This is a genomic window from Psychrobacter sp. Cmf 22.2 (assembly GCF_001921745.1).
Lineage (GTDB): Bacteria > Pseudomonadota > Gammaproteobacteria > Pseudomonadales > Moraxellaceae > Psychrobacter.
This window is the reverse complement of sequence record NZ_MRYA01000003.1, coordinates 367,803-387,083: the sequence shown is the minus strand read 5'-3', so window position 1 is coordinate 387,083 and position 19,281 is coordinate 367,803. Positions and strand designations below refer to the sequence as shown.

21 protein-coding genes and 1 pseudogene are annotated in these 19,281 nt (G+C 44.7%); 9 read left to right on the top strand and 13 right to left on the bottom strand.

Annotation, left to right across the window (positions count from 1 at the left end):
* Positions 1 to 333: 333 nt before the first annotated feature.
* Positions 334 to 459 (bottom strand): hypothetical protein, encoded by a 126-nt coding sequence (locus BTV98_RS13775; RefSeq protein WP_256713876.1) that lies wholly within the window; start codon positions 457 to 459, stop codon positions 334 to 336.
* A 99-nt stretch (positions 460 to 558) separates the two neighbouring features.
* The gene (locus BTV98_RS08445) at positions 559 to 1,392 is read right to left on the bottom strand and encodes a cation transporter (RefSeq protein ID WP_025644116.1); all 834 of its coding nucleotides are present in this window, start codon (positions 1,390 to 1,392) and stop codon (positions 559 to 561) included.
* 76 nt (positions 1,393 to 1,468) lie between these two features.
* Between BTV98_RS08445 and BTV98_RS13560 the strand changes: the two are divergent.
* A pseudogene (locus BTV98_RS13560) lies at positions 1,469 to 1,543 on the top strand (IS1 family transposase); the annotation flags it as partial.
* 115 nt (positions 1,544 to 1,658) lie between these two features.
* On the opposite strand, the gene crcB reads toward BTV98_RS13560, so the two are convergent.
* From crcB to BTV98_RS08420, 4 genes are all read right to left on the bottom strand, one after another.
* Positions 1,659 to 2,030: a fluoride efflux transporter CrcB gene (crcB, locus tag BTV98_RS08435; RefSeq protein ID WP_058367976.1), complete on the bottom strand. Its 372-nt coding sequence runs from the start codon at positions 2,028 to 2,030 to the stop codon at positions 1,659 to 1,661.
* A 50-nt stretch (positions 2,031 to 2,080) separates the two neighbouring features.
* Positions 2,081 to 3,118 carry a tRNA (adenosine(37)-N6)-threonylcarbamoyltransferase complex transferase subunit TsaD gene (gene tsaD / locus BTV98_RS08430; protein ID WP_058367975.1) on the bottom strand — a complete coding sequence of 346 codons (1,038 nt, stop codon included), beginning with the start codon at positions 3,116 to 3,118 and terminating at the stop codon, positions 2,081 to 2,083.
* A gap of 151 nt (positions 3,119 to 3,269) precedes the next feature.
* A complete protein-coding gene (locus BTV98_RS08425) occupies positions 3,270 to 3,788 on the bottom strand; it encodes a cytochrome c5 family protein (RefSeq protein WP_058367974.1) in 519 nt (172 codons plus the stop codon).
* Positions 3,789 to 3,821: 33 nt separating this feature from the next.
* Entirely contained in the window at positions 3,822 to 4,223 is a 402-nt protein-coding gene (locus BTV98_RS08420; RefSeq protein ID WP_058367973.1) for a hypothetical protein, read from the bottom strand.
* Between the two features lie 396 nt (positions 4,224 to 4,619).
* Here BTV98_RS08420 and rpsU point away from each other — a divergent pair, with 396 nt between their 5' ends.
* Together rpsU and BTV98_RS08410 are read left to right on the top strand one after the other, a co-directional pair.
* Entirely contained in the window at positions 4,620 to 4,835 is a 216-nt protein-coding gene (gene rpsU, locus BTV98_RS08415; protein ID WP_010195908.1) for a 30S ribosomal protein S21, read from the top strand.
* Positions 4,836 to 5,023: 188 nt separating this feature from the next.
* A complete protein-coding gene (locus tag BTV98_RS08410; RefSeq protein ID WP_058367972.1) occupies positions 5,024 to 5,473 on the top strand; it encodes a GatB/YqeY domain-containing protein in 450 nt (149 codons plus the stop codon).
* Positions 5,474 to 5,512: 39 nt separating this feature from the next.
* On the opposite strand, the gene BTV98_RS08405 is transcribed toward BTV98_RS08410, so the two are convergent.
* On the bottom strand, positions 5,513 to 7,210 hold the full coding sequence (locus tag BTV98_RS08405; RefSeq protein ID WP_227511680.1) for a M48 family metalloprotease: 1,698 nt from the start codon (positions 7,208 to 7,210) through the stop codon (positions 5,513 to 5,515).
* 283 nt (positions 7,211 to 7,493) lie between these two features.
* Here BTV98_RS08405 and BTV98_RS08400 point away from each other — a divergent pair, with 283 nt between their 5' ends.
* The 4 genes from BTV98_RS08400 to thiS all read left to right on the top strand — a co-directional run bounded on the left by BTV98_RS08400 (position 7,494) and on the right by thiS (position 9,786).
* Positions 7,494 to 7,964 (top strand): sulfurtransferase TusA family protein, encoded by a 471-nt coding sequence (locus BTV98_RS08400; protein ID WP_058367971.1) that lies wholly within the window; start codon positions 7,494 to 7,496, stop codon positions 7,962 to 7,964.
* A gap of 259 nt (positions 7,965 to 8,223) precedes the next feature.
* Complete coding sequence (gene rpoH, locus BTV98_RS08395) at positions 8,224 to 9,087, top strand: RNA polymerase sigma factor RpoH (protein ID WP_197409062.1); 864 nt, start codon at positions 8,224 to 8,226, stop codon at positions 9,085 to 9,087.
* Between the two features lie 48 nt (positions 9,088 to 9,135).
* Positions 9,136 to 9,501, top strand: coding sequence for a DUF423 domain-containing protein (locus BTV98_RS08390; RefSeq protein WP_058367969.1), 366 nt, complete (start codon positions 9,136 to 9,138; stop codon positions 9,499 to 9,501).
* Between the two features lie 84 nt (positions 9,502 to 9,585).
* On the top strand, positions 9,586 to 9,786 hold the full coding sequence (gene thiS, locus BTV98_RS08385; protein WP_058367968.1) for a sulfur carrier protein ThiS: 201 nt from the start codon (positions 9,586 to 9,588) through the stop codon (positions 9,784 to 9,786).
* A 141-nt stretch (positions 9,787 to 9,927) separates the two neighbouring features.
* Here the strand turns inward: thiS and raiA are convergent, their stop codons facing one another.
* The gene (gene raiA / locus BTV98_RS08380; protein ID WP_058367967.1) at positions 9,928 to 10,308 is read right to left on the bottom strand and encodes a ribosome-associated translation inhibitor RaiA; all 381 of its coding nucleotides are present in this window, start codon (positions 10,306 to 10,308) and stop codon (positions 9,928 to 9,930) included.
* Between the two features lie 410 nt (positions 10,309 to 10,718).
* Positions 10,719 to 12,413 carry an RNA polymerase factor sigma-54 gene (gene rpoN, locus BTV98_RS08375; RefSeq protein WP_075103386.1) on the bottom strand — a complete coding sequence of 565 codons (1,695 nt, stop codon included), beginning with the start codon at positions 12,411 to 12,413 and terminating at the stop codon, positions 10,719 to 10,721.
* Between the two features lie 317 nt (positions 12,414 to 12,730).
* Between rpoN and BTV98_RS08370 the strand changes: the two genes are divergently transcribed.
* A complete protein-coding gene (locus BTV98_RS08370; protein ID WP_058367965.1) occupies positions 12,731 to 13,621 on the top strand; it encodes a carbon-nitrogen hydrolase family protein in 891 nt (296 codons plus the stop codon).
* Positions 13,622 to 13,680: 59 nt separating this feature from the next.
* Here the strand turns inward: BTV98_RS08370 and BTV98_RS08365 are convergent, their stop codons facing one another.
* The 4 genes from BTV98_RS08365 to BTV98_RS08350 form a co-directional block, all read right to left on the bottom strand.
* Positions 13,681 to 14,667: a tyrosine recombinase XerC gene (locus tag BTV98_RS08365; RefSeq protein WP_058367964.1), complete on the bottom strand. Its 987-nt coding sequence runs from the start codon at positions 14,665 to 14,667 to the stop codon at positions 13,681 to 13,683.
* 37 nt (positions 14,668 to 14,704) lie between these two features.
* Positions 14,705 to 15,601, bottom strand: a complete 897-nt coding sequence (gene dapF, locus BTV98_RS08360) for a diaminopimelate epimerase (RefSeq protein ID WP_058367963.1) — start codon at positions 15,599 to 15,601, stop codon at positions 14,705 to 14,707.
* A gap of 251 nt (positions 15,602 to 15,852) precedes the next feature.
* A complete protein-coding gene (lysA, locus tag BTV98_RS08355; protein WP_058367962.1) occupies positions 15,853 to 17,208 on the bottom strand; it encodes a diaminopimelate decarboxylase in 1,356 nt (451 codons plus the stop codon).
* Positions 17,209 to 17,248: 40 nt separating this feature from the next.
* On the bottom strand, positions 17,249 to 17,563 hold the full coding sequence (locus BTV98_RS08350; RefSeq protein ID WP_058367961.1) for a lipoprotein: 315 nt from the start codon (positions 17,561 to 17,563) through the stop codon (positions 17,249 to 17,251).
* A 456-nt stretch (positions 17,564 to 18,019) separates the two neighbouring features.
* Between BTV98_RS08350 and BTV98_RS08345 the strand changes: the two genes are divergently transcribed.
* Positions 18,020 to 19,252, top strand: a complete 1,233-nt coding sequence (locus BTV98_RS08345) for an acetate/propionate family kinase (RefSeq protein WP_058367960.1) — start codon at positions 18,020 to 18,022, stop codon at positions 19,250 to 19,252.
* Positions 19,253 to 19,281 lie beyond the last annotated feature (29 nt).

Sequence of the window (19,281 nt, the reverse complement as noted above, 5' to 3'; positions counted from 1 at the left end):
TTTGGCTGTGAGCTAATGGTATTAAGGTTTCAACTTGCTGAGATAGCCACAGTGTACTTCATGATGTACTTACCATAGATATTCTATCTATGATCGGTGCGCTAGTGAGGACTTGAAGAGACCATCCCAGATTCTGTGTAACTGACGTTTAGATTAAATACTTACACAAAATTTAGGAAGGTCTCTGAAAATTAACCACCTGACACAACTCGTCACCTACTAACAGATCTTGGCGGTCATAAAAGTTGCCCCAACGCTTATAATTATTATCCGTTCTCGACTCAGGGTTATAAGTAATGGCGATGTAGGTTTGAATTTTATTAGTGTCCTAAATTAGTTGACCACCACCAGATTCTTATCAAAGACTTCATCATCTATTATTCGCCAAACGGCAACTTGCTGATGGTCTTTGGTGGTGACTAGATTTAAAGTTTGTTCAATCATTGCTTGAGGTCTCATATCCTTATGATGTTTATTTGCTTCAAACCCAGTTACTTTACACTTAGCGGTTTAATTAAGCTACTTACTTGAGCTATTTGCTTCAGTTATTAGGCTTGGCTACTTACTCAACTTCAATATTCTAAAGGCGCCCTGAATAACTAAAGCAAATACGATGCTACCAATAATCAAATCAGGCGTACTAGAGTGTAACCAATTAACCAAAATCCCTGCAACAATTACCCCTAAATTGATAATCACATCGTTTGAAGTGAAAATCATACTGGCTTGCATATGGGCTTCTTCTTCTTTGCTTTTCGATTTTTGTAGTAAATAGAGGCAAATCGAGTTTGCAATTAGCGCAAGAATCGATATGACTATCATGGTAGAAAAGTCAGGTAACTGCTCATTGCCAAAGAAACGTCTTAGTACTTCTAAAAAACCAAGAATCGCTAGCGTAATTTGAAAATATCCGGCAATTCTAGCAATCCGTTTTTTCTTAATGACCGTTCCACCGACCGCAAATAAGCTAATTCCGTACACGAAGCTATCTGCTAACATATCTAAGCTGTCGGCGACCAACCCCATCGAACGAGAAATCAGTCCCGTGCTCATTTCAATAATAAAGAAAGCAAAGTTAATGACCAGCACTATCCATAGTAGCTTTCTTTGCTCAGCATCTTTTTTGTGACTAGAATCAGCATCAATTTTAAAATTATTGTTGGGATCAGAGGGGTCAATGGTTTCGGTCGAGAGTAGGGTGTCTCCTAATTTTAGGTCATGAATAGCAGTCTCTATCCCTTCTATATTGTCATGATGAAACACAGTTAATTGACGGTTAGGAATGTCGAACTCAAGATGTTCAATATTCGAGTGGCCCTCTAATTTCATTCGGATTAGGTTTTCCTCCGAAGGGCAGTCCATCTTCGATATTTTAAAAGTTGTTTTATTCATAGCTACATTTATATCCGGGTGGTGGTTCAAAAAGTAGGCTGGAAAAAAACAGGCTGAGAAATTGATAAATAGTGAAATGCAAATGACACTATACATCAAATGCCCAGCCTGTCTAAGTGACAATATAAAGAAAAATGGTTTCAAAAGCTATACCTCAAGGGAACCAGCTATTTCATCATTCAAACCTATTAATAGACCACTTAAAATAGACTGCTGTAAAGCAACCACTTATATCAGACCATTAAACGAGTAATATATAGCAAAGCTTATAAAACCAACTTAAAAAAATAAAACCCAATCGCGGTTGCCAATAAAGTCAGTCCGACGTGCAACCCTATCAATGCCAAACCTGCCAACAGCCGTCCATCATGGATAAAGCTAAATACCTCAGCACTAAAGGTACTAAAGGTCGTCAATCCGCCCAAAAACCCAGTTATCACAAATACCCGTACATGATCAGGCAGATGGCTCCCCATACGCTCAAACCATACCAGCGCCAGACCAATTAGCAGACCGCCCAACACATTCGCGCCAAGCGTACCAAGTGGTATCCAGCTATGTACGGGATTAAAACGCGACAGCCACGCCCGCAGGCATGCGCCAAGTGCTGCTCCCAAACCGATGGCAAGCCACTGCATAGATTATCCTTCCTTTGTATGGCTTTTAAACTGTATATGGCTGCTAAACATTACACCGCAGGTAGCTCCGTCATCGGCCAACGCGGTACGCAGCTGACGGCTAGATCATCAGACTGCCCTGCTTGCAGACGCTCATAGCCTGCATAAGCAATCATCGCCCCATTATCGGTACATAACGCTGGCGGCGCGTAATGCACGGTGGCATTGATCTTGGCCAGCTCACGCTCCAAGGTCTCCCGCAAGTGCGTATTGGCGCTGACCCCGCCAGCAATCACTAGGCGACTCATCTCTACTTGTTTTAACGCTTTCACGCATTTTTTTACTAGCGTATCGACCATGGCATGTTGGAAGCTGGCGGCAATATCGGCACGCACTTGTGGGTCGCTGTCAGAGCCAGCAGTGTCTTTGATAAGATTATGCACCGCTGTTTTCATACCGCTAAAAGAAAAGTCCAGACCACGATGCAGCATCGGACGCGGCAAATCATAAGCACTGGGATCGCCATTTTCGGCTAATTTAGCAATATTAGGGCCACCAGGATACGGAAGGCCGAGCATTTTGGCCGCTTTATCAAAGCACTCACCTGCGGCATCGTCGATGGACTCACCTAGGATTTCATATTGTCCAATACCGTGTGCGGCGATCAGCTGCGTGTGCCCGCCAGATACCAGTAGCGAGACAAACGGAAACGCTGGCGGATTGGCACCCATCAGCGGCGCCAGCAGATGCCCTTCCATATGATGGACCCCAATCGCAGGGATATCCAAGCCGTATGCCAAACTGCGACCAAACAGCGCGCCCGTCATCAGCGCACCGATTAGGCCTGGGCCTTTGGTATACGCGACGGCATCGAGCTCACTTTTTTTGACATCGCACTGCTCGAGCAGCTCATTGAGCAACGGCACCAGTTTGCGAATATGATCGCGGCTGGCAAGCTCGGGTACCACGCCGCCATAAAGAGCGTGCAGCTCTATTTGTGAATACAGCACCTGCCCGACCAAACCTTGATTGTCGCTACCCATTTGCTCACTGTCAAAGATCGCCAGCCCCGTCTCATCACAAGACGTCTCTAAACCCAATACCTTCATATTTTTGCCTTTATCATACCTTGGTCTGCGTGTTGGTTTTGATCACGCTTTTATCTGCGACTCTCTATCTAAGCACTTGCACAAAAAAACCGCCATTGTCTGTCACAATGACGGCCAGTTTAGCAAATTTCAATGGCTCATATGGCCTAAATCAGCTTACGGCAGCTACCATATAATCGACCGCTGCATAGACCTCCGCTTCGCTTACTTTGTCAGTCGCCTGCGCGGGCATCTTGTTAAAGCCCTGCGCTGAGTGCATATGTAGCGTATCTATACCCTTAGCAAGGCGGGGCGCCCACGCTGCTTTATCACCGTATTTTGGTGCATCGAGCAGACCTGCTTCGTGGCAGACTTTACAGTTGGACTCGTATAGCTTCGCCCCTGCATCAGCTGCCAACACTTCAGGCTCATCTGCTGTTGATGGCTCGACTGCTTCGGCCGGTTCAGCTGTCGTCGTTGCTGGCGCTTCTACTGCGGCTGGCTCAGACGTCTGCAGTTCAGACGTTAACGGCTCAGACGCTTCAGGCGCGGTGGCAGGTGCCTCCTCTACTGCCGTGCTCGTTTCGGCAGGCGCGTCAGCGGGCGGCTCGGCAGTGTTATTATCACTACAAGCGCTCAATAACAACAATGTGCTAATACCAAAAGCATATAAAGTCAGTTTTTTTATCATCAGCACAGCTCCTTTCGTAGTTTAGGTTAGCAGCTATTCAGTCGTCGCTGGCTCAGCGTCGCTCTCTGTTGTTTCGGCATCAGTAGCTGGCATATTTGCATTATCAGCCACCGCTGCGTCTGTATTGGTATCATCAGCAGTAGCTTCTGCCGTAGCAGGCTCAGTCATGCCTTCTTCTATAGTCGTAGTAGCTCCTGCTTCCGTACCGTCTGCGGCAGCTTCGCCCTCTACAGGCATTGGCGCTGTCTCTGGAAACTCCATGTCTTCGGCCTCAGGTGCATTTTGACGAGCCAGTTCAGCGGCTTCCTCCACTCTATCTACTGCTAAGACCTCATGAGACTCGCCTTCTTTATCACCACTACAGGCGGTAACGCCAAGCCCAAGAGTAACAACCATTGTCGCACTTAACACTGTATTTAGTACTGTTTTTTTCATTCCAACACCCTTAATAAAATGGACACATCGTCTTGAATATGCCTACTGCTATATGGGAATTATCATAGCATAAACTCAAACCAAACCGTTATAAGCAGTAAGGGTTTTTTGTTCTTTCACTTATCCTCGCTTATTTAGTTTTAGTCAAGTTTACAAAGATTTATAACCTGGACAAAGACGCATATTTATCGTCCACCTTACATGACAGTACTGATAGTTAGATGTACTAAAAGCATTGACTTTGTTGCCATTTTTTATTAAAATACCTGCCCTTGTGCTATAGCGCAAAAATTATCCTAGTTTGAGCTGATGCCGGTAATCTTGAGATATTACGGCTAAATACTAATACACAGCCAAATTAATGCCTTTATATCTCATCCTAATCAAGGAGTCTTCATGCCTGCAGTTAAGGTTAAAGAAAACGAACCAGTTGATATCGCTATCCGCCGTTTCAAACGTGCTTGTGAAAAAGCTGGTGTATTATCAGACGTACGTAAGCGTGAGTTTTATGAAAAGCCAACGCAAGTACGCAAACGTAAAAAAGCTGCTGCCGTAAAGCGTTATAAGAAAAAACTACAACGCGAAACTATTCGTACCACTCGTATGTACTAATCAATAATACGATTAGTTAAGTACAAGCGCTACACTAACGCCACTGTTATCGATGAATAACAGTGGCGTTTTTTATGCTACAATTTTTGTTATTGCTGTTGTTTACACAGGCTTTTATTGACGAGCCAAGCAAAAATTGCTTCTTTAAAAGCCTAATGAATAAAATTTAACGAATAAGGATAATAATAGTGAGCCAACTTAAACAGAACTTATCGGACAGTATCAAAGCTTCTATGAAAGCGCGCGAGCTTGAGCGCGTCAAAGTACTACGCAATGTGCAAGCGGTCATCAAACAAATCGAGATTGACCGTCAAAAAGAGCTTGATGATGCAGGCGTCTTAGAAGTGCTACAAAAGCAGCTAAAACAACGCCAAGAGTCATTGGCTATCTTTACTGAAAATAGCCGTGATGACCTAGCGACCAAAGAGCAGTTTGAGATTGATATCATCAACGAGTTTATGCCACAGCAGATGAATGATGCTGAGCTTGCAGCTTTGGTCAATGCAGAAATCAATGAGCAAGGCGCAACATCGATGCGTGATATGGGTAGTGTTATGGGCGTGCTTAAAAATAAAACCGCTGGTCGCGCTGATCCGGCACTAATCTCTAAGCTGGTAAAAGAAGCGTTACAAGGCTAACAATTACTGCCTCATAACAGCTGCTATATAAACAACCGCCTAAGGTTTAAATTCTTTGGCGGTTTTTACGTTTTTAATTTCTTGTTTAATACTTGCTAATAGTGGACGAGCACTGCTGCTCTGTGCGCCAGCGTGTAATTGCTCGGCCAACTGCTTGGCCTGCGTAAGTGAGATAAGTGCCGACTCGTAACGGCCATTCCATAGCTGATCATGACTGCGATAACGCAGCGCATTAATCGTAGCGATACGGGCAACCTGCGGTGATGTAGCGGTTTTGGCCAGTTTTTCATTGGCCAGCTGTAGGCTTTGCCAGGCATAGCGATCACTTGGCTGCTGCTGGGTCAAAGGCTTGAGTAGCGCTTGTGCTTGGGTCGACTGATTACTATTGGTTAACGCTTCTGCCAAATACAGACGCAAATCGCGGCGCTCAGGATACAGGCGCTGTTGCTCTGCCAATACGTCTGCTGCCTTTGACCAATTATTTTGTTCACTCAATACTTGGCTATGGGTGATAGATAATAGTGGCTCTAGCATTTGTTGCTCAGCTGCCGGTAATACCTGTAGCTGCTGTATTATTTTATTCGCTTCCTCAAAGCGCTGCTGCTCGCCATACCAATGCGCTAAAGCCAGCTTTGCCCCGACGCTATTTTTGGCAGCAGTCGTTAAAACTGTCTCTGAGACATGCTGACCCGTCGTCTGTACTCGCCAATAAAGCAGGTCAAATAAAGCTTGATGACGCTGCTGCTGGGTCAATGATAAGGGTGGATAACGCTGAGCTCGGCTTTGTGACTCGCTTAGACGTTCATTACTAAGCGGATGTGAGCGTACAAAGCTTGGCAAAAAGCGGTTGGCAACTTGATTTAACTGGTTTCGCTGGTTCATTGTGGCAAAGAATCTTGGCATTGCTCGTGGATCATAGCCTGCCTGCGTCATAATCTGCATGCCCACGCGGTCAGCCTCGCGCTCATTATTACGGCTAAAAGCCATGCTACTATTCATGGCAGCAGTTTGGCTGCCCATCATGACAGCGGCACCAGCATCACCGTCAGCTGCTGAGGCAGCAATAGCTGCCAACATGCCGCCTATCTGCATCAACATGGCTTTTTTGCGCTCATCTGCACCGCTTTCGTAATGACGCTGGCTAATGTGGGCCACTTCATGAGCCACAACGCTTGCCAGCTCATCCATGCTGCTGGCCGCTAGTATCGTCCCTGTATTGATACCTATAACGCCCCCTGGCGCGGCAAAAGCGTTGATACTTGGGTTATCAATGATGACCACGGCCAAAGGTGCTTGCTGCCGTACTTGGGCGTTGAGACGCCATGTCATGCCTTTTATGGTTTCTTGAACCCAAGGATCATGCTCCATCTTGGCACGACCATTGATATTTTGTAGCGACCATTCACCCAGCAGTTTATTTTGATACTGGTCAGCGAAGCTTAAGCCCTGACCTTGCAAATTTGGTAGCTGTAACTCATCAGGTTTTTCAGTTTGCCAAGTGCCATACGTTGAGCCAGTCATTAATGCTGATGGCGTTAATGGTGTTGTCGGCTGCGGGGTAACAGTAGCAGCGTAGCTCTGATGGCCAACTAGCATTGAGAACATAAGCAGGCCTGCATGTCGCAATGTAGGCTTTTTATATAGCTGGGATAACGCCCACAATCGAGTGAGCGGCTTGTCGGTTACACGTTGGTCTGTTGTAGACTCAAGGCTTAAAAAACGATTTGAATAATTCAAAGATATGTCCTGTTCTATTAGCTGCTGATGGCCATAGCGTTTTTTGGCTATACGAGGTTGACTGCTTATCGTCAATTCTTAGGGTAATTTTAATAGGTCAATCATAACGATGACTATATTCAACTGCTTTTGCTCTATTACAGTTTGTTATAATATAACCATTGTTTTAGCATAACTATGTTTCATAATTATAATGGTTTTACTTTGTAGTAGTTTACAACGACTTTAAACGTTGAGTTTTAAAGCTTAATTAATCAAGACTCAGATGCTAAGGATTTTATCTATGTCTGCAAAAGGCAATTTGAATACTACGATATACGCACCTCATCAGGTCTGCTTACAGCAATCATTATCTGATAGCGAGCAGGATAAGATTGCGTCATTACTACGTTTATTACCAACTTACTGCATCAACTATATTGAGTCAACAGAGGCCCTAGACCATACGCAGCCTGTCATTAAAGTAAAAGGTATGGTGGATGGACGCGGACTTGCTTGTCCCATGCCACTGTTAAAAACTAAAGTCGCACTACGTAGTGTCGTTAGTGGTGAGTCGTTATATGTCGTGGCAACTGATCCCAACTCTCAAGCAGATATTACGGCATTTTGTCATCAATCGCGTCAAACCAATGATGGCGAGCTGCTGCTTTTAACTGTGAATCAAACGACTACTGGGCAAGAGACGGATAGCACCTTAACGAAGACTTCCGATACAATATTTCACTTCATCATTACCAAAACCGATAGCAACTAAGCGTCGCTATCCTTTACAATTAAGACAATAAAGATTTTTATCTGAATATTTGCTCGTTTAATATTTGCTTACCTATTTAATCAAGGTCAAGAATATGACTACTCCATCTACTGAATCTTCCACAACAAAAAAGACGCAAGACAGTGCTGGTACTGAAAAAAATGCTGCACGTGAAGCGGCGCTGAATGCTGCAGCGCAGCGCCCACCCTACGATGCTAGTGCACTAGAAGACACCAGTACACGCGATTTAGTACCTGCCATGCCGACTCATCTGTCTGCACCAGGGGTGAATTTGGGTGCGTATATCAATACTGTCCATCAAATCCCTATCTTGACACCGACTCAAGAGCAAGAGCTTGCCCATCGCTACTACGATGAAGGCGATGTTGAGGCTGCACGCTTACTGGTCATGTCACACCTGCGTTTTGTCATTCATATTGCTCGTAGTTATTCAGGGTACGGTCTACCGCAAGCCGATTTGATTCAAGAAGGTAATTTAGGATTGATGAAAGCGGTCAAACGTTTTGATCCCAATAAGGGTGTACGTTTGGTGTCTTTTGCAGTGCATTGGATCAAAGCTGAAATTCATGAATTTGTGATTCGTAACTGGCGCATTGTGAAAGTTGCCACTACTAAGGCACATCGTAAGTTATTCTTTAATTTACGTAGTCTCAAAAAGACCAATAATCAGCTGACATTAGAAGAAGCAGATGCTATCGCAAAGGATTTGAATGTCACACGTAAGCAAGTGCTAGAGATGGAGTCGCGTCTGACGTCATACGACGCATCGTTTGAGACGCAATCAAGTGACGATGATGATGGACGCTATGCACCGCAGTTGTTTTTAGAAGACGGTATTGATCCTGCTGAGATGATAGAAGAGTCTGATTGGGAAGAGAGTAACTCATCAGCATTGATAGCAGCGATGGATACCTTAGATGATCGCTCGCGTGATATTGTTGAACAGCGTTGGCTGACAGAGCAGAAGTCTACTTTGCATGAGCTGGCTGCCGTCTACTCTATCTCAGCAGAACGGGTACGCCAGATCGAAAAAAATGCCATGGACAAAATTCGTGATGCGATGACTATTGAGAGTGTCATTTTACCTGATGACATTCAATAAATAGTCAGATATCAGTCTAACTGTATTACTTATAATAAGCGTGGTCGTATGTTGAATTGGATAAGTGTTGCAGCGATAAATCTCGCTATCGCTGTTGGTCTAGGCGCGTTTGGAGCACACGCTATCAAAAGTATGGTCGATGCTCAGCAGCTTGAGTGGTGGCATACGGCAACGCTGTATCTATTTATTCATGCACTTGGGTTATTGGTCGTTGGACTCTTGATTCGCCTAGGTTATGCTACTCATGTTAGTGCTTGGCTACTACAGATTGGTATTGTTATATTTGCTGGTAGCTTATTTGCGATGACTCTAGGCGCACCGCGTTGGTTTGGAGCCATAACACCTGTGGGTGGTATCTTATTAATAGCGGGATGGCTGTGGCTTGCTGTCACTGCATTTAAAATGAGTAGATAACGTTAAAATGTAAAACGTCATAGTCCTAATATGACCAATCAAATAGCTATTGAGTTGAATCATTGTTTTGAGGGAACAAATATTATGAGTACTATTCATGTTAATGGAAGAACTTTACAGACCACTCATCAAACTGTCCAGTTAGTTGTTAATGAATTGGGACTTAGCAGTGGTCGCTATGCGGTCGAAGTTGATGGTGAGCTCGTCCCCAAAAGCGAGCTTGCACAGCTACGTATCGTCGAAGGTATGAATATAGAAGTCGTACAAGCAGTCGGTGGTGGTTAGATTTTATCCGTCTTTTGTATTGAACCAATAACATATAAAAAGACCTCAACATAAGATGTGTTGAGGCCCTTTTTTATTAAGTTTTTATTGTATTTATTAGGGCTTTATTGCCTGATTTTTATTAACTGACTAATGCTGTCGTTAAGTCGCTGGAGCCGCTTCAGCTCCCAATACTTCTTCATAGCGCCCTTCACGTCCTGCACCGCGGACCTTTTTACGCTCTTGACGAGTTTTGTATTTGCGCACTTGTCTATCAAGCTTGTCTGCCATCTCGTTAATGGCTTTATACATATCATCTTCACACGCTTGGACGAACATTTCTTGACCTGAGACTCGCATGATCGCTTCAGCTTTATGGCTTTTTTTGCCTCCGTCATTTGCTCCACTATTATCTAATGATAATATCACTTGGATACTTTGAATCTGGTCAAAGTGACGCTCTACTTTTTCAAGCTTTTCACGTACAGCTGTGTTCATTGCCTCGGTTACGCTGATATGGTGACCACTGATAGAAACGTTCATATGCTGATCCTTATATTTATTACTCATAGTCAACAGATGGTTTGGCACTCCGGCCTATACCACCTTGCCTTATCAATAACAGTAGTAGAGTCATCGTATATTCATTCTGTGGTAAATCCTCTAATAACCACCTACTCATAATATAGATCAACTGCTGCAAATTTATTATTGATATGCCTCTAATTTGTCATGAAAGCACATAAGTAGCAATACGCTATATTGTAACTAAACGTAACCAGGTCTTTTGTTATTTTCACAATTCTATATAATCAGGAATTTTTATTTTTTATTTATGACGTTGTATAAAGCAATCTTTCTAATAGATGTCAGCCTCTACCAAAACGCTAAATCTTTTATTTAGTATTATCTAATTTTTATAGTTGAAGTACTTTTTACAAAATAGGCAATTTTTAATACTTTTGTTTGCGCTGCGTAGAAGAGCTGATATTCATTGCTTCTCGGTATTTGGCCACTGTACGTCGTGCGATATCTATACCGTCAGTAAGTAGCTGAGTTTGGATACGGCTATCGGATAAGGGCTTTTTGGGATTTTCATCCCTTATAAGCTGTTTGATCATGGCGCTGATGGCGGTGGACGAGATGTCCCCATCATTACTACTAACGTGGGATGAAAAGAAGTGTTTGAGAGAAAATAGACCTTGAGGGGTTAAAATTGTCTTGCTAGTGGTCAGACGCGAGATGGTAGATTCATGCAGTTCTACTTCTTCTGCTACATCTTTTAGAATCAGCGGCTGCATCGCTGTGGCACCATGTTGCAAAAACTCGTCTTGACGGCGTACGATACTAGTGGCGACCTTTAACAAGTTTTGATTGCGCTCCTCGATACTACGAATAAACAGTCGTGCATCTGTGAGGTTTTCGCGTAAATATTGATTGTCAGGACTGTCATCACCGCGCTTAACCAAACTTGCGTACTCTTGGTTAATCCGTAGTTTCGGTAATGTGGCTGGATTTAGACGCACGTGCCAGCCGCCCTCTTTTGCTTCGCTATTGGACGGTTGACGTAACGGGGTCACCAACACATCCGGAATATCGTAGCTGGCAGGTGGTTGAGTATAGTCGGGCTGCGTGTTTTGAAAGGACAATCCTGGTGCGGGGTTCAATGTACGCAATAAATTAATGGCAGGGGTAATATGCGCAGGTAACAAACCTGTAGTCTCAGTCAGTGCTTTGATATTGTTACTAACCAAATAATCACTAGCAGATAGCAGCGCCTGAGCATGCGCTAAATGTTCCGTATTAGGATCAAGCTTGTTCAATTGAATCGCAAGGCATTCACTTAGATTGCGCGCGCCTACGCCAAGCGGGTCACAAGATTGAATAATATGCAGCACCACTTCTATCTCGTCACGCTCAATCTGCTCATCCCATTGATAAAAGCTTGCCATTGTATCGAAACTTTTGAACAGCTCGTCAATATCCAACTGCACAAAGCCCATATCATCCATCGAATCTACCAGATACTCTGCTATTAGCATATCTGAATCTGAGAGATGTTTAAAATTCAGCTGCCAACGTACATAATCTTGAATACTAGCACTCGTACTTCCTTGATAATCATCAAGCTCGTCGTAATCTGTGCTCGCTGCGGCGCTACTCCCACTAAAGCTTCCGATATCATAGTTACCGTAGCTTTCATCGCTATCCGTGCTCTGATAATCGCTATTTGAGTACGTATTGTCTGCATCAGTGTTGTCCATAGCACTGCCATCAATGTTTGCCTGTTGCAGTTTGTCTAAGCTATCACTAAAAGTGTCGTCATACTCAGTAGCACCATATTCAAAATCATCATTACCATCCGATGAGTCAGACATGTCAGTCGATAGACCTACCTCGCTATTGTCATTCCACATCTCAAGTGTTAGAGAGTCATCTAACGCATCTGCTGCCGTATCACCACTGTCGTCATACTCGTACTCATCTTCCTCGATGCGCTCAAGTAATGGATTGCTATCTAGCTTCGCTTGAACCTCTTGTGCAAGCTCAAGGCTAGAGAGCTGCAACAATTTGATGGCTTGCTGCATTTGCGGGGTTAGCTTTTGGGAGGTAGATAGCGTGGTCGCCAATCCAAACGACATACTCATAGCTTATGTATTACACTCCGATATTATTACTTTAATCATATATATTTACGGCTCATGGATAACGACCAATCATAAATAACGGCTCATATTTTTAAGCGTATGCATTTTTATAAGCTTATACCATTTGCAAAAATAAAAATAGCAGGCAAAACGAGTACCAATACTTAATCGTAGCTTAAATGAGATTAGGCGTGTTAAACCATTTTCAAGCTGTTCATGTTCGGCAGTACAACTGTCCTGAACAATGACGATAGCATTATTTACCCTAATTTTGCTATGATAATTTATATCTTAAAACAATAACTGAGAATAAATACATGAATAACCACTTGCATAATCATAAACTTACGGTCGCTGCGGTACAAATGAATAGCCAACAAGACATCGATACAAACCTAGCGACTATAAAATCTGCTATTGAGGAAGCTTGTGCTCAAGGCGCGCAGCTTGTAGTGCTGCCTGAGAACTGCTGTAGTATGGGACGGCAGTTTGCAACTGCTGAGCGTTTTGAGTCTCTCTCAGCTACCCTAGCGGACTATGCCCGTACCAACCGCGTTTATTTATTGGTAGGGTCGCTACCGTGTTCTTATCGACCAGATGGAGTCGTCGTACCCGATGGGCGTCTACGCCAAGTCAGCCAGCTGTTTGGTCCTGATGGAACGCAGGTCGCACGCTATGACAAGATTCATCTATTTACTGCAACGGTGGCTGATAAACAAGGCAGCTACAACGAAGCGGCAACGTTTGAGCCTGGCATGCAGACAGTCGTGGCGCCAGTTGAAGCAAACGACTCAGTCTATCAACTTGGAATGATGGTATGTTTTGATTTGCGCTTCCCAGCCTTAGCTCAGCGTCTACGTCAAGCTGGAGCCGACTTATTAAGCGCGCCCTCTGCTTTTACTTATTTGACAGGACAAGCGCACTGGTCGCTGCTCTTGCAAGCTCGTGCCTTAGACAGTCAATGTATGGTGATTGGGGCGGCGCAAGGCGGTGATCATGCGTACAAAAATGGTAACATTCGTCAGACGTGGGGACATACCGCCATTACTGATTTTAATGGTACTGTCAAAGACTGTTATGACAACAGCCATCTAGATAATCAAACCGAAGACAAAAACTATGCGTTGGTGTTCGCTGACTTAGACAAACGTGCTCAAGAGCAGGGACGACAAAAGATGCCTATTTTTCAGTGTCATCGCTTAGCATGATTCAGCGCTGTTAAGCTCAGCATGTGTCGTCTCATTATATGGTCTGGTTTTATGTCAATCTAGTCTTTCTCGTTTTGCGTATGCGTCGCACGTGGATGAGCGCGGTCATAGACTTGGGTCAGCTTGGCAAAATCTACATGAGTATAGATCTGCGTGGTACTGATGTCACTATGTCCTAGCATCTCTTGGACAGCCCGCAAGTCGCCACTACCTGAGAGCATGTGTGAAGCAAAACAATGGCGCAGTAGATGCGGATATAGGTTTTGTGCAATACCCGCTCGCGTTGCTGCTACTTTGAGACGCTGCTGCACAGCGCGCGTTGACAATCGGGTGCCAAGCTTTTCACTGATAAATAAAGCGTTGTCCTGCTGCTCTACCCATAAATTACGATGCGGTAAATAGCGATTGATGGCAGCGGCAGCCTTCCTGCCTAATGGTACGAGACGGGTCTTATTGCCTTTACCCGTGACCCGCACCCGCAAATCGGACAAATCTACGTCAGTGACATCAAGCGCCACCAACTCCCCCACCCGCAGACCACTACTATACAGTAGCTCAAACATTGCTTTATCACGTAGCCATAAGCGGGCTTGCTCAGGTGTATCAGGTATCTCTTGATCGAGCAATTGGGTCAACAAATCCACATCAGCGATAGAAGGCAATGGTCTAGCGCTGCGTTTTAGCTGATAGCCAGTAGTGGGATTGATACGTGCCAACCCCTCTTCAATCATCCAGCCATAAAAATGGCGAATAGCTGACAGCTCTTGTTGGACACTTGCCAGTGCCAGCTTATCTTCATCCAAGCGTTGACTGATATGCTGCGCAAGTGTGCGTTTATCACAGCGCGTCCAGCTCAGCTGCTTACCACGTAAAAACAACGCGAGTTGATTGAGTCCAGCAAAATAAGACTTTAAGGTATGCACGGAGTGATTGCGCACCGCCAAAGTGTTTAGCCAGCGATGCACTGGTGACAACAGCTCACGTAGCGTCTTATCTATTTCTATAGATTCAGCAGGCATATAGATATAGTCATCTTTAATAGACATAAAGTGTCCTTAATGCCTCAAATACCAAGTAGTTGACTCAGTTTGATGAGTTGACTGGGTTGGGTTTGATTCCTGCTTGCGCCATTAAACCATCTGGGCTAAATACACCTTCATAAACAAAGGCAGTTGGGCCTGTCATCATGACTGAATAGCCTGGTTGCCACTGGATAATCATACTACCGCCATATAGCTGCGCCCGTATTTCTTCGCCTTCGTCAAGCCAGCCCTCACGCACACCAACGGCTACTGCCGCACAAGCGCCTGTACCGCACGCTTGAGTCTCACCGACGCCGCGTTCATAAACACGCAAACGTATATGACGCTGATTCATAACCTGCATAAAGCCTACATTCACATGCTCTGGGAATGCTGGGTGTGACTCAATGGCTTTACCCAACGTTTCGACTTCAGCATCAAGCACATCGTCGACTTTGATAACCGCATGCGGGTTGCCCATGTTGGCAACATAGAGCTGCACAGGCGTACCATTGACGTCTAGATGATAGGCGTTTTGAATTTTGGTCGTCGCTCTGGGCGTAAATGGTATCTCATCTGGCTCAAACTTGGGTTTGCCCATATCCACCTCAACCCAGCCATAGCGATCAGTGGTCAAAGCAATAATACCGCCTGCGGTCTCGACACGTAAGCGCTGTTTAAATGACAATTTACGCGCTTGCACAAAACGGGCAAAACAGCGGGCACCATTACCGCACTGCTCAACCTCTGTGCCATCGGTATTAAAAATACGATAACTAAAATCAACATCCGGGCGCATTGGTGGCTCGACGACGAGCAATTGATCAAAGCCAATACCTAGATGACGATCTCCTAATAACTGCACCAACTCTCTGGTCAAATCCAAGCGCTGAGTTACCAAATCAATGACCATAAAATCATTGCCCAGACCATGCATTTTGGTAAATTCTATTAGCATATCCCTTTGTCCTATTCTATTTTTATGTGTCTGTTATATTAGCATGCTGTCTGTCACAATGATAACTATCAAAGCTCCAGAGGCTGTATGAATCCATTAAAATAATAAATAACTGTGCTTATCACAATGAAACCTTTAGCGACCATAATCACCGCCATAAAAAACCCATTGTCATGATAACAATGGGTCGTTATTACATCGGCAAGAGTGGCAGTTACTAAGAGTGGCAGTTACTCTATTTATAATGCACTCTACTTTGCGTTTTGCCAAAGTATTTCATCTGCATATAATGCTTCAACAGTTTCACGTTTGCGAACTAGCTGATGATGACTTCCTGCAACCATGACTTCACTTGCACGCGGGCGTGAATTATAGTTGCTACTCATGGTAAAGCCATACGCTCCTGCACCAGTAATCGCTAAAATGTCACCCGTTGCGAGTGATAATAGACGATCTTTTGCTAAGAAATCCCCAGTCTCACAAATCGCCCCAACGATATCCCACGGCTGGGTGTCATCTGTATCGATACCTTCGCTGGGTAATGTCATAGGAATCACTGCCATTTCAGCTTGATAAAGCGCTGGACGAATCAAATCATTCATCGCAGCATCAACAATGGCAAAGTTTTTGTGCGCTGTTGGTTTTAGTACATCGACACGGGTAAGCAAAATACCTGCATTGGCAACCATGCTGCGACCTGGCTCAAAAAACACTGGTAAACCAAGCTCAGTTAGTTTCGGTAGGAGTGCTTGCGCAAAATCATGAATAGAGACGGGCGACTCATCAATATAACGCACCCCCAAGCCGCCGCCCAAATCAATATGACGCAGCTCAATACCTTTTTCACGCAAGCTATGGACCAGCTCAATGACTTTATCCAGAGCAGCAATAAAGGGTTCGACTTCTGTTAATTGTGAGCCAATATGACAGTCAATCCCAACGATATCGATATGCGATAAAGCAGCGGCCTTTTCATAGACAGCGACGGCCTCTTCATGGGCAATGCCAAACTTATTGTCTTTTAGACCGGTTGAAATATAGGGGTGGGTCTTGGCATCGACATCAGGATTGACCCGTAGCGATATCGGTGCATGCTTATCAAGCTGCTTTGCTACCTCATCAATTAGTGTCAACTCGCTAATAGACTCAACGTTAAAGCAGCCAATACCTTGAGTTAGCGCATACTCGATATCGCTTTTGGTTTTGCCCACGCCTGAAAACACGACTTTATCGGCCTGCCCACCTGCTGCCAATACGCGCATAAGCTCACCGCGCGAGACAATATCAAACCCCGCACCTGCTGCTACGAGCACACCCAACACAGCAAGATTTGAGTTGGCTTTTACTGCATAACAAATCTGATGATCAATCGCTGCAAAGCTATCGCTATAGGCTTGATACACATCAAGTATTGCCTGCTGCGAATACACATAGCACGGCGTATCGTAGCGCTCTACCAACTCATGAATACTTACCTGCTCCATCCATAGTTCACCTTGGTTATAGTGAAGTTCAGGTAGATGGTTGGTTAAGGCGGCCGGATCGACATACATTCCTTGCTCAGTATGGATAGTTACACCGTCAGCTTGTAATTTAGTCTCACTCATATCGGGTTCTCTAATCTAATCAGGTTATCAATTATTAAGGTTAGTAATCGTTGGGATCGTCACTGGCGCTAGGAAGTACCTGCTGTTGCTCCAAATAGCGGCTCTTGTCATAGCTGTCATCATCGAGAGTAGCAAAAGCAGCATCTTGGGGATGACTGGTACTATCTATTTGATCTGAGGCAGCAACCGTCTGACTACTCGGCTCTGCTAAGTAAAGATCCCCTTTTTGTCCGCAACCCGACAGTCCAAGCATAACAGCGCTACCAATCATCAATGTCCAGATAGCATGACGACCGGAGTTGGCAGATAAATTTTGAGTGCCTCTGATATCTAAAGAGCGGCGTATAGTAAACATATGACAGATAACCTTGCAACAGTGGAGATGCTATAAGAAGTGTTATAAAAGAGCATTAAAATTTAGCACGAGCCAATCATAGCATTATTCACTAAAGCTGTGCTGGTCTTGAGTTTTATTGAGGGATAATTTGCTGGTTTTTGGCTACATGAAACTAAAACCTCGCCTTGTTATCTCTCTATCTATTTGACTATTCTTAATTTATGCCATGTGAGTCTGACTGTGCTTAAATGTTTACGGATTATCAAAAAAGGCGTTTAGAATGTTGCTGACAAACTTTCTTACAATTTTGATAACAAGCAAACTTACCTTTATAGCGCTTGCTATAGCCCCTGCAAGCCAATAGCTATGTTCAGTGAACAGATGTTATGATGCCTTGACGAGCGCCAATCTTTAACCTTATAGTTATCGAGGTATAGCAACCACCCCTCATAAAACACAATCTAAGGATAGAGCATGAGCGACAGCGCCGTTAACCCCACTCTCAGCGATCAAGACACGACATCAACACTGACTAATCCTACCTTGGTACTTAACTGTGGTTCATCTTCTATCAAATACGCTCTAATCAGCGAAGATGAATCAACCCGCATCACTGGTCTCGCTGAAAACCTAGGTCTCGATACTGCCCGCATTAAACACAACACCTTAGATGGCAAAAAACTAGAGATTGCCATTGCAGGTGGCCGACATGAGCTGGCCTTAAAAAGAATCCTTGAGCTACTCGAGCAGTATCATTTCGTTGCAGTCGGTCATCGCGTGGTACATGGCGGCCGTGAATACTCAGAAGCCGTTCGCGTAAATGAACATGTGCTATCAGAAGTAAAACGCCTAAAGGTATTGGCTCCGCTACACAACCCTGCCAATGCGCTTGGTATCGAAGCTGTACAAGCTATCTATCCTGAAATCCCGCAAGTCGTCGTCTTTGATACCGCCTTTCACCAAACCATGCCACCAGTTGCCTATCGTTATCCGCTTCCAAAATCATTATATGAAGACCACAAAATCCGTCGCTATGGTTTCCACGGTACTTCGCACGCCTACGTCTCAGAACGAGCAAGCCAGATTACAGATGCCAAAGGCCCTCATGGTTGGTTGACCGCGCACTTGGGTAATGGCTGCTCTGCAACCGCTGTCTATGATGGCGAAAGCTTAGATACCAGTATGGGACTCACACCGCTTGAAGGTCTGATGATGGGTACGCGTAGTGGTGATGTCGACCCAAGCTTACATATTCATCTAAAGCGTCAGCTTGGTTTGAGCTTAGAGGAGATCGACAAGATGCTCAATAGCGAAAGCGGTCTGCTTGGCATCTCAGGGTTATCTAACGATCTGCGCACCATCGAAGAAGCGGCCAATGAAGGCCACAAAGATGCGCAGCTCGCCATTGAAATGTTCTGTTATCGCGTTGGCAAGTATCTGGCCAGCTTGAGCTGTGCGTTGCCCGAATTTACTGGTATCGTGTTCACTGGTGGTATTGGAGAGAATTCAAAGACGACTCGTGCGCGCATCTTAGATGTCATGCGTCATTTTGGTATCAAGTTTGATGCGGACAAAAACGCCAGCCTAGTCGGCGGTAGCGAAGGTAGCTTCCATAGCGACGATAGCAGCATTGAGCTATGGGTTGTGCCAACCGATGAAGAGTGCCGTATTGCGCAAGAGACCCGCCAAGCGCTAGGACTCGCTTAAAAAGGAGGCTGCTTCTACGAGAAGTAAGC